General features: G+C 56.8%; 18 protein-coding genes and 1 pseudogene. 6 read left to right on the top strand and 13 right to left on the bottom strand.

Features of this window, described 5'->3' with window-relative positions:
• Positions 1–16 precede the first annotated feature (16 nt).
• Positions 17–274 carry a DUF6555 family protein gene (locus ABWL43_RS11055; protein ID WP_145163556.1) on the top strand — a complete coding sequence of 86 codons (258 nt, stop codon included), beginning with the start codon at positions 17–19 and terminating at the stop codon, positions 272–274.
• Positions 271–510, top strand: coding sequence for a hypothetical protein (locus tag ABWL43_RS11050; protein ID WP_145163554.1), 240 nt, complete (start codon positions 271–273; stop codon positions 508–510). The genes ABWL43_RS11055 and ABWL43_RS11050 overlap by 4 nt, the downstream gene beginning before the upstream one ends.
• A gap of 37 nt (positions 511–547) precedes the next feature.
• Here the strand turns inward: ABWL43_RS11050 and ABWL43_RS11045 are convergent, their stop codons facing one another.
• From ABWL43_RS11045 to ABWL43_RS11030, 4 genes are all read right to left on the bottom strand, one after another.
• Entirely contained in the window at positions 548–727 is a 180-nt protein-coding gene (locus ABWL43_RS11045) for a hypothetical protein (protein WP_404487675.1), read from the bottom strand.
• A gap of 9 nt (positions 728–736) precedes the next feature.
• Positions 737–1,663, bottom strand: coding sequence for an NADP-dependent oxidoreductase (locus ABWL43_RS11040; RefSeq protein ID WP_404487674.1), 927 nt, complete (start codon positions 1,661–1,663; stop codon positions 737–739).
• Between the two features lie 156 nt (positions 1,664–1,819).
• Complete coding sequence (locus ABWL43_RS11035; protein ID WP_404487673.1) at positions 1,820–2,665, bottom strand: DNA/RNA non-specific endonuclease; 846 nt, start codon at positions 2,663–2,665, stop codon at positions 1,820–1,822.
• Between the two features lie 451 nt (positions 2,666–3,116).
• On the bottom strand, positions 3,117–3,398 hold the full coding sequence (locus ABWL43_RS11030) for a hypothetical protein (RefSeq protein WP_404488395.1): 282 nt from the start codon (positions 3,396–3,398) through the stop codon (positions 3,117–3,119).
• Between the two features lie 433 nt (positions 3,399–3,831).
• Here ABWL43_RS11030 and ABWL43_RS11025 point away from each other — a divergent pair, with 433 nt between their 5' ends.
• Both ABWL43_RS11025 and ABWL43_RS11020 read left to right on the top strand, forming a co-directional pair.
• Positions 3,832–4,506, top strand: a complete 675-nt coding sequence (locus ABWL43_RS11025) for an HAD family phosphatase (RefSeq protein WP_145163545.1) — start codon at positions 3,832–3,834, stop codon at positions 4,504–4,506.
• 142 nt (positions 4,507–4,648) lie between these two features.
• A complete protein-coding gene (locus ABWL43_RS11020; RefSeq protein WP_404487672.1) occupies positions 4,649–5,413 on the top strand; it encodes an OBAP family protein in 765 nt (254 codons plus the stop codon).
• Between the two features lie 60 nt (positions 5,414–5,473).
• Here the strand turns inward: ABWL43_RS11020 and ABWL43_RS11015 are convergent, their stop codons facing one another.
• Together ABWL43_RS11015 and ABWL43_RS11010 are read right to left on the bottom strand one after the other, a co-directional pair.
• Entirely contained in the window at positions 5,474–5,932 is a 459-nt protein-coding gene (locus tag ABWL43_RS11015; RefSeq protein WP_145163542.1) for an Hsp20 family protein, read from the bottom strand.
• Positions 5,933–6,176: 244 nt separating this feature from the next.
• Positions 6,177–6,587, bottom strand: a complete 411-nt coding sequence (locus tag ABWL43_RS11010) for a phosphate-starvation-inducible PsiE family protein (protein ID WP_124528285.1) — start codon at positions 6,585–6,587, stop codon at positions 6,177–6,179.
• Positions 6,588–6,826: 239 nt separating this feature from the next.
• Between ABWL43_RS11010 and ABWL43_RS11005 the strand changes: the two genes are divergently transcribed.
• Positions 6,827–6,967 carry a DUF2256 domain-containing protein gene (locus ABWL43_RS11005; RefSeq protein ID WP_404487671.1) on the top strand — a complete coding sequence of 47 codons (141 nt, stop codon included), beginning with the start codon at positions 6,827–6,829 and terminating at the stop codon, positions 6,965–6,967.
• Positions 6,968–7,012: 45 nt separating this feature from the next.
• Here ABWL43_RS11005 and ABWL43_RS11000 read toward each other — a convergent pair whose 3' ends face one another.
• From ABWL43_RS11000 to ABWL43_RS10970, 7 genes and pseudogenes are all read right to left on the bottom strand, one after another.
• Positions 7,013–7,378: a histone-like nucleoid-structuring protein, MvaT/MvaU family gene (locus ABWL43_RS11000; protein ID WP_404487670.1), complete on the bottom strand. Its 366-nt coding sequence runs from the start codon at positions 7,376–7,378 to the stop codon at positions 7,013–7,015.
• A 157-nt stretch (positions 7,379–7,535) separates the two neighbouring features.
• A pseudogene (locus tag ABWL43_RS10995) lies at positions 7,536–7,691 on the bottom strand (DUF4113 domain-containing protein); the annotation flags it as partial.
• A gap of 42 nt (positions 7,692–7,733) precedes the next feature.
• A complete protein-coding gene (locus ABWL43_RS10990; RefSeq protein WP_404487668.1) occupies positions 7,734–8,033 on the bottom strand; it encodes a hypothetical protein in 300 nt (99 codons plus the stop codon).
• 129 nt (positions 8,034–8,162) lie between these two features.
• Positions 8,163–9,116, bottom strand: coding sequence for a sugar kinase (locus ABWL43_RS10985; RefSeq protein WP_404487667.1), 954 nt, complete (start codon positions 9,114–9,116; stop codon positions 8,163–8,165).
• 70 nt (positions 9,117–9,186) lie between these two features.
• Complete coding sequence (idnD, locus tag ABWL43_RS10980; RefSeq protein WP_262206191.1) at positions 9,187–10,239, bottom strand: L-idonate 5-dehydrogenase; 1,053 nt, start codon at positions 10,237–10,239, stop codon at positions 9,187–9,189.
• An 11-nt stretch (positions 10,240–10,250) separates the two neighbouring features.
• Positions 10,251–11,615 (bottom strand): MFS transporter, encoded by a 1,365-nt coding sequence (locus ABWL43_RS10975; protein WP_404487666.1) that lies wholly within the window; start codon positions 11,613–11,615, stop codon positions 10,251–10,253.
• A gap of 91 nt (positions 11,616–11,706) precedes the next feature.
• Positions 11,707–12,474 carry an SDR family oxidoreductase gene (locus tag ABWL43_RS10970; RefSeq protein ID WP_404487665.1) on the bottom strand — a complete coding sequence of 256 codons (768 nt, stop codon included), beginning with the start codon at positions 12,472–12,474 and terminating at the stop codon, positions 11,707–11,709.
• Positions 12,475–12,727: 253 nt separating this feature from the next.
• Here ABWL43_RS10970 and ABWL43_RS10965 point away from each other — a divergent pair, with 253 nt between their 5' ends.
• Positions 12,728–13,465, top strand: a complete 738-nt coding sequence (locus ABWL43_RS10965; protein WP_177017707.1) for a FadR/GntR family transcriptional regulator — start codon at positions 12,728–12,730, stop codon at positions 13,463–13,465.
• Positions 13,466–13,488 lie beyond the last annotated feature (23 nt).

Below are 13,488 nucleotides of genomic sequence, written 5' to 3'. Positions count from 1 at the left end.
AGCAACAGGAGGCCTCATGAAAGCGAGCGATCTATTTACCATCGAGTATCAGCTTCACGGGGTGCCGAAGTCTTTCATCGTTCGCGCGCCGCAGATGGACAACGCCCAGGCCTGGCACTGGGCCAGCTGCGACGCCGGCGTCGCAGTGATACCCAAATTTGGCCAGAACACGCTCAAGCGCGTTTCCAAGCCGATGGCCGAGCAATATGGAATTACTCACGTGCGCTGGAACAGCGCAGCAGAGATTCAATGGATGGAGGAACTCACGCAATGACCCGTCAAACCCTTCAATACTCCACGAGACAGGCGTGGGATGACCAAATCGCGCACACCACCGAGATGTTTTTCGAAGCCGATCGACTCGAAGCGGCGGCCTACAACATCATCGAATCCTACAGCGGTGACACGGCGACTTGGGCACGCTTCAGCCAGGCCAAGCAGACCGCCGACAGACAACGCGCCGCCGCGCATCAAGAATGGATGCGAATACAGCGGGCGATGCGCAACTAGTCAGCCGCCAGCCCTGTCACGGCAGGGCTGGCTTGCCTCATGCACCCGACTCTGGATCCTTCGACGGTCCGCCGGGGGCAACTGCGCCCTGATTGACATCAGGCTCCCAGGGCCGGGCGACATTCGGGTCTTCTGATTTGTCATTTCGTTTCGCCGTCTCGGGGCGTACTTTCTGCCCGGTAGGGGCGCCTTCAGGTCGCTTCAACTGATCGCTCATGCAGCCTCCTCAATCGCTCACGTGCAGGACAACCTTGCCGTGCACATGCCCGTTGGCCAGAAAGTCCAATGCCTCTACTGCCGCCGCCAGCTCAAACTGCCTGGCGATATAGACCTGCACATTGCCCGCCTCGATCAACCCGGCAATCTCGGTCAACTCTTCACCGCGCGGCGCCGCCGTAAACCGCGTACCGGTCTTGCCCGCGGCCTGCGGATGATGGGCATCGGGCTGGGTCAGGGTCGACACCAGCCGCCCGCCCTCGCCCAGCACCTGCCATGAGCGCGCTTGCGTATCGCCGCCAATCAAGTCGATGACCAGGTCAAAGTCCTGGCAGATGTCTTCGAAACGCTCGGTCTTGTAGTCAATCGCACGGTCCACGCCCAGCTCACGCAAAAACGCCAGGCTGTCGGTGGATGCCGTGGCGTAGACCTGCGCGCCCTTGACCTTGGCAAATTGAACGGCGAAGTGCCCCACACCGCCGGTGCCACCGTGGATCAGGACCTTTTGCCCCTGCTCGATGTGGCCATGCTCCACCAACGCCTGCCAGCCGGTATGGCCCGCCAGCGGCACACCGGCGGCGACCGGCCAATCGAGCGCGGCCGGAATGCGCGCCAGATGCGCGGCAGGCACGCGGGCATATTCGGCGTAGCCGCCATCGGCGCCGATCATTGCAAAGACCCGGTCGCCCGGTTTGAAATCACTGACACCCTGCCCGACCTTCTCGACCACACCGGCCACTTCGCGGCCCAGGGTCAACGGCAGTTTGTCCTGCTTGACCTCGGGGTATTGGCCCTGGCGAATCTTGTAGTCCACCGGGTTGATACCCACAAAAAAATTCTTCACGAGCACTTCGCCCGTTTTCGGTTCCGGCACTTCGACATCGCGTAGCTGCATGACCTCGGGGCCGCCGAACCGCTCAATCCTGATCGCTTTCATGCCACACACCTCATTGTCTTTTCAGAACACACAGGGGTGTGGAGGACTGTCGGCAACCTGGGGTTCAGTGGGTGTTGGGTTATGCAGACCAACGGTCCGGTCTGCCCTGCGAAAGCGCCTACGCGTTTTGCTCCGCATAGGCGCTTTGTGTGAGGGTTATTTACAGCCGATACGGCCCGGCAACTGGCCCTGCTTCGCCTTCAGCGCAGCCTGCACCGGCTGCGGCAAATTGCTCCAGAAGGTCAGCCCCGAACGCTCTTCGATTTGGTTCACGGTGACCTGGTAGTCGCAGAAGTTGGCACCCTTGGGCGTCTCCTGGTTCATCACAAACGATGCGTACACACCGTTTTCGGGCGAGCTGCCGACAAAGATGATTTTCCAGTAGCCACTGGGAATGGTGTGCACCTTGTTTGTGCCCGGCAGCGTGCCGACAAAATGCTCATACAGCGGCCCGGTGCTGACATACACCTGGTCGACGCCCGCCTGTTTGCTGAGGTTGCGCTCCTGATCTTCAAGATGCGCCCAGGGCCCCTGGTTGAGGTCGGACTTCTGCGGGGTGATGTTGGACAAATAATTGAGCGTCTGCCAGTCAGGCACGCCCGCCATGGAGGCGAGGTTGGCCTGATGGCCACGGTCGACTTTGAGCGCGACATTCGCGCCGTTGTAATCCACCGGGTCGAGCGTTTCCCCGGCCGGAATGTCCGGATCCGTCTTCCAATCGCGCGGGCGTCCGCTCGCCGGGGTGTCCTTGGTGATTTTGTACGAGACCCAGTTGGCAAACTTGGTCGAGCCGTTGTTGTTCAGCGTGTAGGCCTGACGGTTCAACGTCAGAGGGCTGCCGCCGGCCGGACAGCCCACCGCGCAGTTGTCGAACTGCAACGCCTGCTGTGGCTGAGGCTGGGCAATGACTGCCGATTCGCGGTTTCTATCCGGTGTGGTACAGGCGGCAACGAGTGGGATCAACAGAAACGCGAGGTGCTTGAACTTCATACTTCCTTGCATGGTGTAGCTCCTTGGGTGAATCAATGAAAGAGGTCAATGGAAAGCCGACCGTTGCGATTCCATCGCGGGTCGACATAAACATTAAACCACTTTAAACATTTCAATATGAGGAAGGCTTTCAGGTCGTTTGAAAAAACGGATTCGACATTGCCTTACCAGGCGTTGAGGTCATTCAACGCGGCCAAGCAAAAACAAGGCGGCCATCGAGGCGATGGGCTCAGAGGTGAATAGCGATGCAGTCGGGATTTTCGGCTGGTCATCCTGTATCGACTGCCGCGGATAGGTTGATGGCGTTCATGGAAACGGACGCTGCAACCGTAGGCCGTTTTTTTTGCAGGGAGCCCTGCGTGATGGGATGGCAACTCGGGATTGGCGCGCGGCCTTTTGAGCCGCCGCCTTTATCGAAGACAAACCCGCGTGAAGAAGCTAGGGCATGAAGCCCTAGCAGGTATCACTTTTTCTTTTTCGGCGTCTTCTCTGACTTCTCGGTTTTTTCTGACTTCTTCGCCTTTTCTGGCTTGCTATCCGCTTTTTTTACAGACTTCTTTGGATCGGCTTTTACAGATTTCTTCGGTTCGGCCTCTTTTTTCTTGTCTTTCTTCTCGGAAGACTTTGAAAGAGCCGATGCTGCTGCGGATTTTTTTGCGGGTGAGGACTTTTTGTCTTTCAATTCCTTGCTGGCTTTCGAAGCGTCACCTTTGCTTTTCTTCTCGTCTTTAGCCACGTTGCCCACCTCTCGGAGTATGCCGATATTGGCAAATCGCCTGTGCAATTCGTCACAAGCTAATCGTTAGGTAAGCGTGTTCAGCGGCGGTTCAAATTTTTGCTGTGTCGAAATCGGCTGACCGATTGGGTGTCGTCTTTGCAGATCCAGGTTTTCAGCAATCTTGTATCGGGACCGTACGGCACAACGGCGAGCAATCCCTTTTGGTTGGCAACAGGCGTGGTGTGAACGCCCCCGTCGCCGACGAAATAATGAACGCGTGGCGGCCTCACGTTTCAGAACGGTACGCGCCAAGCTTTGATTGACGGGAGATAGGCAATGGGGGTCGCGTTAGAGCGGCCCGCTGATGATGAACGAATTGAAAAAACAATGACCGCTTAATCTCAAACTGCCAACGAACTACCCGTCACGAACATTACAGCTATCAACCTGGAGACACGCCATGCGACCTCAAACATCTTTTATATTCGACCTCGATGGCACGCTCACCGACAGCGTTTACCAAAACGTGGCGGCGTGGAAAGAGGCACTTGATTCCGAGGGCATCCCGCTGGCTATGTGGCGTATCCATCGCAAGATCGGCATGAGCGGAGGGCTCATGTTAAAGACCCTGTCGCGTGAAACGGGTGTAACCATTACTGCAGCGCAAGGCGCGACGTTAAGTAAAAAACATGCCGCTGCCTACGAGGCCCTCAAAGGCCAGATAACGGCACTTCCAGGTTCAGTCGAGTTATTAAAAACACTGACTGAAGAAAATAAACAGTGGTGCATCGCCACCAGCGGCGGTTTGTCTACTGCCAAGATCAATTTAGAAGCGCTTGGCTTGGATATTAACGAGATCAATATAATCACCCGCGACGATGTTAAATACGGCAAGCCGGATCCAGATCTTTTCCTTGCCGCAGCGCGCAAGCTCAACGTGCCGATTGAGGATTGTGTGGTAGTGGGAGATGCCATATGGGACATGCTTGCGGCAAGGCGCTGCAAAGCGACAGGCGTCGGCTTGCTTTCCGGTGGCTACGATATCAGCGAGCTTGAAAGAGCCGGAGCGCTGAGGGTGTACGAGGACCCGCAAGATCTTTTGCAGCATTTAGAGGAAGTCGCCTCCAGGCCGTGATTTCCCACAACCCATCCAGTTTTTTAACAGCCGTATGACGCTGCCCGATGGATATCCAAAGCGCTGTAATCGAATGGTGTGCCAAAACCCTTTTCAAGCAGCCTGGCAGGCACACAATGAAATCGACTGAAGGGACTCTCCAATGAGCGCAATCTGCAAACCCTATGGGATCAACACGCTGTGCGCGGCGGTGCTGGCTCCATTGCTCGCCGCCTGTGCGGGCAATAACTCGCCCTCTAACGTCGTCGCGCCGGGGGATACCAAATCGCCCACTACGCAGTCTCTGGATGCAGGCGCCGCACTGCTTCAATCACGCCCGCCGATAGACGCATTGAATGCCTACCTGGATGGCTTCCATTTTTATAACGGCCATATGAATGCCCAGATGGAGGCCCACCATTACTGCGCCATCCTCAACGAGGAAGTCATCCAGTGTGTGATCTACGATGGCAATCGCAAGGACGCCAAACTGATGGGGGTCGAGTACATCATCAGCGAACAACTGTTTGCCGGTCTGCCCAAAGCCGAGCAAGCGCTTTGGCACAGTCATGTTCACGAAGTGAAATCAGGTCAGCTCATAGCGCCCGGCATCCCTGAAGTAGCCGAGCATGCATTGATGGAAAAGCTCGTCCATACCTATGGCAAGACGTGGCATACCTGGCATACCGATCTCAATAAAGACCTGCCCCTGGGCGTGCCTCAGCTCATGATGGGTTTCACAGCAGATGGGCAGGCAGCCCCCCAGATGGTTGCAGATCGGGATCGTCGATTCGGCGTCGATAGCGCGCAAAAGAAGAACGCGCGAGTGGACATACCGGCACCGGCCGTTGCGCCAGGCGCGGATGGGTGGCGTCAGGGCAAGGTTTTCCAGATCGTTGATCCGACGAACACGCCGCATCAGCACTGACGTCATCGCGCATTAAACGCCAATAAGAAAAAGGCGCTCCGAAGAGCGCCTTAAAGGGAATTATTGCAGGCTTACTTGACGCTGGTCTGGCTTGCCGGCGGTACCGATCTGGATGCGTTTTGGCTTGGCTTCTTCGGGAATCACTCGAAGCAGCTCGATTGCCAACAGACCATGGGTGAGCGATGCACCCTGCACCTCGATATGGTCAGCCAGCCGGAAGGACAAGCGGAACGCCCGCTGCGCAATCCCTTGGTGAAGGTAAGTCACCTTCTCGTCGTTTTCACGTTTTCCACCAGAAACGTTCAATACGCCATTTTCAACCTGAATGTCTATGTCCTCCTCAGTAAGGCCCGCCACTGCAATCACGATGCGGTATTGATCATCACCGTGTTTCTCGACGTTATGAGGTGGATAGGTGTTACCGGCCTCGCTACGAAGCGCCGATTCAAACAGGTCGTTGAAGCGATCAAAACCCACAGACTGACGAAACAGAGGGGCCAAAGAGAGAGTAGTAGCCATAGCAAAATCTCCTGAGTTTTCTCCAAGTGATTTAAGACGCGACCCGTTTGCGGCATCGCGTAAAACCGAAAATAGGTACTACCAAAACATTTTCAAGGGCATCTCGAAAAAATTTTCCAACTCAAAATCTAGGGTGAAAGCCTTGCGCACAGCGTGCCGCGCAGGCGCAGCTTTGAACCGATTTTCTTTCGCCAGAACGCGCCTGCAGCGAGCGAATGCGACAGCTGCTTGAGGGCGGCGCATGCTACTCAGACAGGTCGCGGTGTCGCAAAAGCCAGCAAAGCAGACCCAGTACCAGCGTCGCGAAACCTAGCGCCGCGATGGTCGAAGCCGGAGTGACGGCCGAATCGAGGATGACAAATTTTCGGCTCAGGGCCAGCAACGCAATCATCAGTACCGTTCTGACCTGCACGACGCTGTTTCGCCTGAGGGCGGGTCGCACTATCGAATGCTTGAATTCCAAGGCAATCAATACCGTGAAAATGGAGCCGAATAGTGCTTGGAATGCGTTGTGATCCAGCGGATCAATGGCTCCCCCTATCAGAAGGGGCACTACATTCCTGCAGAGTTGCAACACGGCGATAACGATCACCAGCGCTATGATCAGGCTCAGCGTCAGCACCACCAGTTGCTCGAAGCGTTCATAGGCGCTCATCAACGCCCACTGGATTTTAAAGTTTTTGAATGTCGAGTTATTCTCACGATTTTCTGGATGAAGCTTAGACACGACCTCTCTCCTCTTGTCTTGGAGGACTTATGTAAGACGCTCGAAGTAAGTTCATGAAAAGATAGCTATTGCCTTGAGTTTCAGGACTGCTGATTTGCGCTTGAGATGCGCACCGTTTCACGGGTTGATCAGGTAGGGGCATACGAATTTAATATCAAGGACGCCTCTTGAAAAAGTCAGAGCTTCCAGTCAAAAACTGTGCTACCTGTGGGCTTCCGTTCACATGGCGAAAGAAATGGGCCCGTTGCTGGGACGAAGTACGCTATTGCTCGGAGCGCTGCAGACGCAGCAAATCACTCAAACCCTGAATAAAAAAAAGGGCTCTTTAAGCCCTTTTTGTGTTCAAGCGAAGTTTACTTGGTAAGCCAGGACTCAACCGTGTCAGCGCCGTGCTTGCTTTTCCACTCTTTCAAGCCTTTGTGATTACCACCTTTGGTTTCAATGGTTTCTCCAGTGTGCGGGTTTTTATAAACCTTTACCTGACGAGCTTTGCGGGTGCCCGCTTTTGGCACCGGTGCAGTAGCGCGGCCCTTGGATTGTGGATCGAGCAGATTGATCACGTCTTTGAGGCTATAGCCATACTTTGCGAGCAAATCGCGAAGCTTGGTTTCAAATTCAATTTCTTTCTTTAGACCGGCGTCGCCTTTAAGCGCTTCGAGCGCTTGAAGTTGCTCAGCCAGGTGTTTTTCGAGTTGACGAAATTCTGCGAGTTTAGACATGGGAAACCTCTTCTAGATGTGTTGTTACGTTACACCAAAAAAGACATGTGCATGAACTGGTAAACCTGTCGACACGCGTCCGGGGTCATGAATTGAATCCCATAGAAAGAGTAAGTTCAGCTACTGGGAGAATAGAAATCCCGTGCCTGGACCGTATCTACCGGCAGTAAACAGTCCAAAGCTGATCGACACGGGTCGTGAAACGTTGGCTCATCATCTCTCTTCGCATGCCCCAATCCGGATCGATAGGCACGCCGGCCAAGCGCATCGTCCCCCTGCTCCACCGGCCGTTGATTGCATCCAGAACGCCCATGACCTTCTGCGTAGTGACCATAATGCAAACGCCAAATACTGACTATTGGTGAGTGTCCGCCTCTTCAGCCGGATAAAACTCGCCCTCCTTCCCCATCTTTTTCAACCGTTCGCGCACGATCGATTCAATGCTGGCCACTGCCGCCTGATCGTCAGGGTTGACCAACTGCAAGCACAGGCGTTGGACATTCTGGTCGTGCGTGCCCTCGCTCATCATTTCGTGAGTGAAGACTTGTTCACCACGCCATAGGCACAGCTGGGTATGCGTCTCGCCCAGCCATATCTCGTTGATTGATCCAAGGTCGGCCGTCGCCAGTTGATCCACGGTGATTGTCTTATCCATAGCGCTGTACCTTACCGATGAGTAGATACAGGTAGACTTGCAGGCGTAGTGGGTCGTTCCCGGCGTCGGCCGTTCAACCGCACCAGTGGTGGTCAACCACGCGCCAAACGAAAAAACACGCCGAAGCGTCTATTGCGTAAATCCAGGCATTGCCTCCCGTGCAATTATTGCCCCCGGGTACTGAATGACTCGCCCGGCCAGTCGATGACCTTCGGCAGCCGCTTGCTGCGGTATGCCTCCTTGCAGCCGACAGGCCAGGTAAGCGGCACTGAACGCATCACCGGCGGCGGTAGAATCAATCACCCTGGCAACCCTGGTCGCAGCGACTTCGTGCAACGCCCCTTGGTACTGAAGCAGGCAGCTCTGCGCACCGCGCTTGATCACCACCTCATTCACCCCCATTTGCCGGTAGCGTTTGAAGATCGACTCGACGTCGGCCTCCTCGAACAGGGCCTGCTCATCGTCAAGGGTCAACAAGGCCAGATCCAGATGAGGCAGCAGGCGTTGATAGGTCTCTGTCGCCTGCTGACGGTCGCGCCACAGGCGGGGCCGGTAGTTATTGTCGAATACCAGTTTGGCGCCGCGCGCACGCGCCGCGATCAATCGCGGCAACACGCGATCAAGTCCCGCTTCACCGAGCACGGCCAGTGTGATGCCGCTCAGATAGAACACGCGATAGTCGTCCAGCGCCGTCAATACTTGCGCAGCCGCAGCCTGGGTAAAACACTCGCGGACGGCGGCTTCGTTGCGCCAATACAAAAAACGCCTTTCGCCCTGGGCGTCAGTCTGGATGCAATACAACCCCGGCAGGCGTCCCGGCAGACGCTGCACCAGCGACAGGTCCAGCCCCTCACTGGCCCAGGCGGCGCACATGGCATCGCTGAAACTGTCATCGCCCAGCGCCGTGACATAAGACACCTGCCATTTGGCAGCGAGCAGGCGACGCAAATAAACGGCCGTGTTCAGCGTATCGCCGCCAAAGCTCTGGTTTAGCTGGCCATCAGAGCGTTGTTGCAGTTCGATCATGCATTCGCCGATCAGGGCAATACGCAGAGCCGCTTGGGGCGGCGCAATGGAAGTCATGACGTTCAATTATCCGATGCGGTTCATAAACAGCCCCTCGCAGGGGAAGGGCCGAGGCGTAAAACGGTGTTCAAGCGAAGATCAGTTGCACCTTCGCCGCTTTGCTTTTGTCGCCGGCCAGCTCCAGTGCCTCAACCACCTGGTGCTGATTGAACTCAGCGGACAGCAGCGGCAGCGGATCGATACGGCCGCTCTCCAGCCAGCGCACCGATGTGGTGAATTCGTCGATAAAACGGAACGAGCCGACCAATTTGATTTCTTTGACCAGCAGCAGGCCCAGCGGCATCTCGACCGTGTTGTGGCCCATGCCCACTTGCACCACCGTGCCTTTGGGACGCGTGAACGCTGCCGTGGAGGCGATGGCTGCCGGTGAACCGGAGGCTTCGAAGCAGACATCGAAGTACCCGCCCTCCTCGGCCCATGGCGCGGTGCGTGCGGTGTCGGTCGGGTCCACGGCGAGCGTCGCGCCCATTTGCAGGGCCAGTTCGCGGCAGCGCTCGCTCATGTCGGTGGCAACCACTTCGGCGGCACCCGCCTTGAGCGCGGCCGCCATCACCAGGCACCCGATCGGGCCGGAGCCGGTGACCAGGACCTTTTTGCCCACCAGGTCACCGGCCTGATGCACCGCGTGAATGGCGACAGCCAACGGCTCGGCGAACACCATCACGCTGTCTTTGGAGCTGTCGGCGTACGGCACGCATTGCTGCTCAGTCACGGCGACGTAGTCAGAAAAACCACCGTTCACATGGGGGTTGAATTGCGCGCTGCCCATGAACTTCATGCTGCGACAGACATTCTGTTTGCCCTCCAGGCACAGTGCGCAGCGGTTGCACGGCTGCGACGGGTTGACTGCAATCCGCTGCCCGACCTTCAGCGTGCTGCCCGTGGGCACGGCGGCAATCACCCCGATGAACTCGTGCCCCAGCACCAGCGGGTTCTTGAGGATCGACATGCCCGCCTTGGCATGCTGGTAATAATGAATATCGGAGCCGCAGATCCCACCGCGACTGACCTTGACCAGGACCTGCTCCTCGTCGGAGTACGCCAGGGGCAGCGATGTATGGCGTACGTCCTTGATCCCGTAGGCGACACAGGCGCGGTTTTCGATTGTTTGAATGGCCATTGCGATTTACCTCATGCCTGGGAAGGTTTGCCCAGCGGGCGGTCAGATTCAGGTGCGGATGTGGATTGCTTGTTTGGCAGCTCGACGACTTCGATCTTGCCCACCAGAAAGGTGTAAGCGAGCAGCCCCATCAATGCCACGGCGGCGATGTAAAACATGGCGTACTGAAAGCTGTGGGTGCGCTCCAGAATCACCCCGATAACAATCGGGCTGATGATCCCCGACAAATTGCCGAAGATATTCAAAAAACCGCCCAGCGTGCCGATCAGGTGCCGTGGAATGACGTCACTGCACACCACCCAGCCAAGATTGGAGAAGGCATTGGCGAAGAACGCCACGGACAGAATCGCGATGGCAATCACCGGCTGGTCTTCGAAAAAATTCACCAGGCAAATGCTGGTCGTCACCGCCAGCCCGCACATCACCGGAATCTTGCGCGCCTTGGTGCGCGAATGACCGCGCTTGAGCAGCATATCGCTGAGTACGCCGCCACACAGCACGCCGCACATGGCCATCAGATACGGGAACATGGCGCCGATCCCGGCGGTGGCAATCGACAGGCCCAGGCCTTTTTCCAGATAAACGATGAACCAAGTGAGGAAGAAATACAGGGTCGAGGACGCGGCGAACTGAGCGATAAACAACCCCCACACCGTCGGCTGACGCAGCACGTGGCGTACGTCCGGCCAGTTGACCCTGGTGCTGTTGCCTCGCTGGTTGGCCGAACCATAACCACCACCGTCGCGGATCATGTCCAGTTCTGCCTGATTAGCTTTGGTGCTGTGCTGGGGATCGCGATAGGCGATCAGCCAATAGATGCCGAAGACGATGCCCACTGCCCCAGAGAGGTAGAAGGACGCTTCCCAGCCCCAGGTGGCGACGATGTAAGACAGCACCGGCGTCAGCACCGCCAGGCCAATGTACTGCGCGCTCGAATAGACCGCGGTGGCTCGCGCCCGCTCATGGTCGGGAAACCAGTTGGCGATGATTTTGGTGTTGGAAGGAAACGATGGGGCTTCAGCGACGCCGATCAGCGCGCGGCAGACCAGCAGCATCACAAACGACGCCGACGCGGTGGCGAACATATGATGGGAAGCGAAGCCCATGACAAATGTGAACAGACTCCATAGGATAATCGCGCCGCCGTACAAGCGTCGTGGCCCCACGCGGTCGAGTACGTAGCCGACAGGCACCTGGCTCATGGCGTAGAACCAGGTGAACATCGAAAACAGCAGGCCCAACTGGGTCGGCGACAAGGCGAACTGGCCTTGAATCGCCGAGCCGGCCACCGACAGGTTGGCGCGGTCCATATAGTTGATTGCCGTGACCACAAACAGCATGGCCAAGACCGAAAGTCTTGCGCGTGTGGGTTTCATCGCTCTACCTATTTATTTGTATTTATCAGGTAAGTGCTTGCGCCCGCGGGCATGGCGAACAGGCAATGCCCGCCTTATCGAACGGACCCGGTCAGAGCGTGGCCAGCCAGCCTCCATCGACATAAATAATTTGGCCGCTCACATAGTTAGAGGCCTGGGATGAGAGGTAGACCGCCGTGCCGATCAACTCATCGGGGCGCCCCCAGCGTTGGGTCGGGTTGCTGCTTTTAACCCAATGATCGAAGTCCGGATTGTCCACCAGGGCCGCGTTCATTTCGGTCAGGATGTAACCCGGCCCGATGGCGTTGCACTGGATATTGAACTGCGCCCATTCAGCGGCCATGGCCTTGGTCAGCATCTTGATGCCACCCTTGGCAGCCGTGTAAGGCGCAACCGTGGCGCGGGCCGCTTCGCTGGTCAGGGAGCCGATGTTGATGATCTTGCCGCCACGCCCAGCGGCCACCAGACGCTTGGCCACCGCCCGGCCAACGATGAAGGCACTGGTCAAGTTGACGTCCAGCACTCGCTGCCAATCGGCCAGCGCCAACTCGAGCATCGGCTGACGGTGCTGGATACCTGCGTTGTTGATCACGATATCGACCAGCACGCCCTGGCTGTCGAGTTCGCGGAACATCGCCTCCACCGCCGCTTCATCCGCGACATTGAACAGATGACCCGTGGCGCGATGCCCCTTGGCAGCGAGCTGGCCGACGGCGTCTTCCAGACGCGCCGCGTCGGTGCCATTGAGGATCACCGTGGCACCCGCCTCTGCAAGCCCAAGTGCGTAGGAGAAACCCAGGCCGCGAGTGGAACCGGTTATCAGTGCGGTGCGTCCGCTCAAATCGAAAAGTGATGACATGATTTCCTCGGTGTTCAGCGTTTTTTATTCTTGGAACAAAGCCCCGATACGCCTGGCGACGCCACAACTTAACTAATAAGTTGGCCGTAAAAATACGAACTCATGGGACAACCTGAGGCTATCCTGATCTCGAATCGGCGCAATAATCAAGAAAAAAATCCACTTTCTCCCCTTCAATGTATTTACTTCTTAGATTTATTGGCGGAAGGTGCTAAAAGAATCAAACTTATGTGACGAGTTGAAAACCACAAAAATGAACCGTGAAATCGTCAAAACGCAAAACACCGTCAACGCTGTTTACGAGCAGATGAAGCACAACATTCTGGAGGGTCTCTGGCCGCCCGGCAGCAAGCTGCCCTCCGAATCCGAGCTGATCGCCACCTTCGACGTGAGTCGGGTCAGTGTGCGCAGCGCGGTCCAGCGGTTGCGCGGCCTGGGCATCGTGGTAACGCATCAGGGCAAGGGCACCTTCGTCATCAAGGACCTTGAGCAGCACGGCGTGCTCAATGACAGCCAGCCGATCATGCATCTGTCCCAGGAAGAATTCGAAGACATGCGGGTGTTTCGCGAGGCCGTGGAGTTTCGCTGCATGGAACTGGCAGTCAAGCACGCCACCAGCGACGACATCGCCCTGCTGGAAGCGGCCCTGAACCGGATGCTGGTGAACAAGGACGATTACAAACGCTATTCCCAGGCCGACTTTGACTTCCACTACGCCATCGTCAAGGCCTCGCACAACAAGATCTTCATCCATGCCATGGATTCGATCCGGCACATCTACCTGTATTACCTCGAAGAGTTGAATCGCGTACTGGGGGTCACCCTGGAAAGCGTCAATGCGCACATCAAGGTCTACATGGCGATTAAAAACCATGACGCCGTGGCTGCGGCCGAGACCCTCAACGAGGCGATGGCCAACAACGTAGACGCGATCAACGAGGCACGGCTCATCGAGTCACGCAGCAATGCCGGCGACGGATTCAAGACATAAGCAAACGACAGCTCAATGGGAGA

The sequence above is a fragment of the Pseudomonas sp. HT11 genome (assembly GCF_044875395.1).
Lineage (GTDB): Bacteria > Pseudomonadota > Gammaproteobacteria > Pseudomonadales > Pseudomonadaceae > Aquipseudomonas.
The sequence above is the reverse complement of the archived record's forward strand: the minus strand, read 5'-3'. Positions and strand labels throughout refer to the sequence as shown.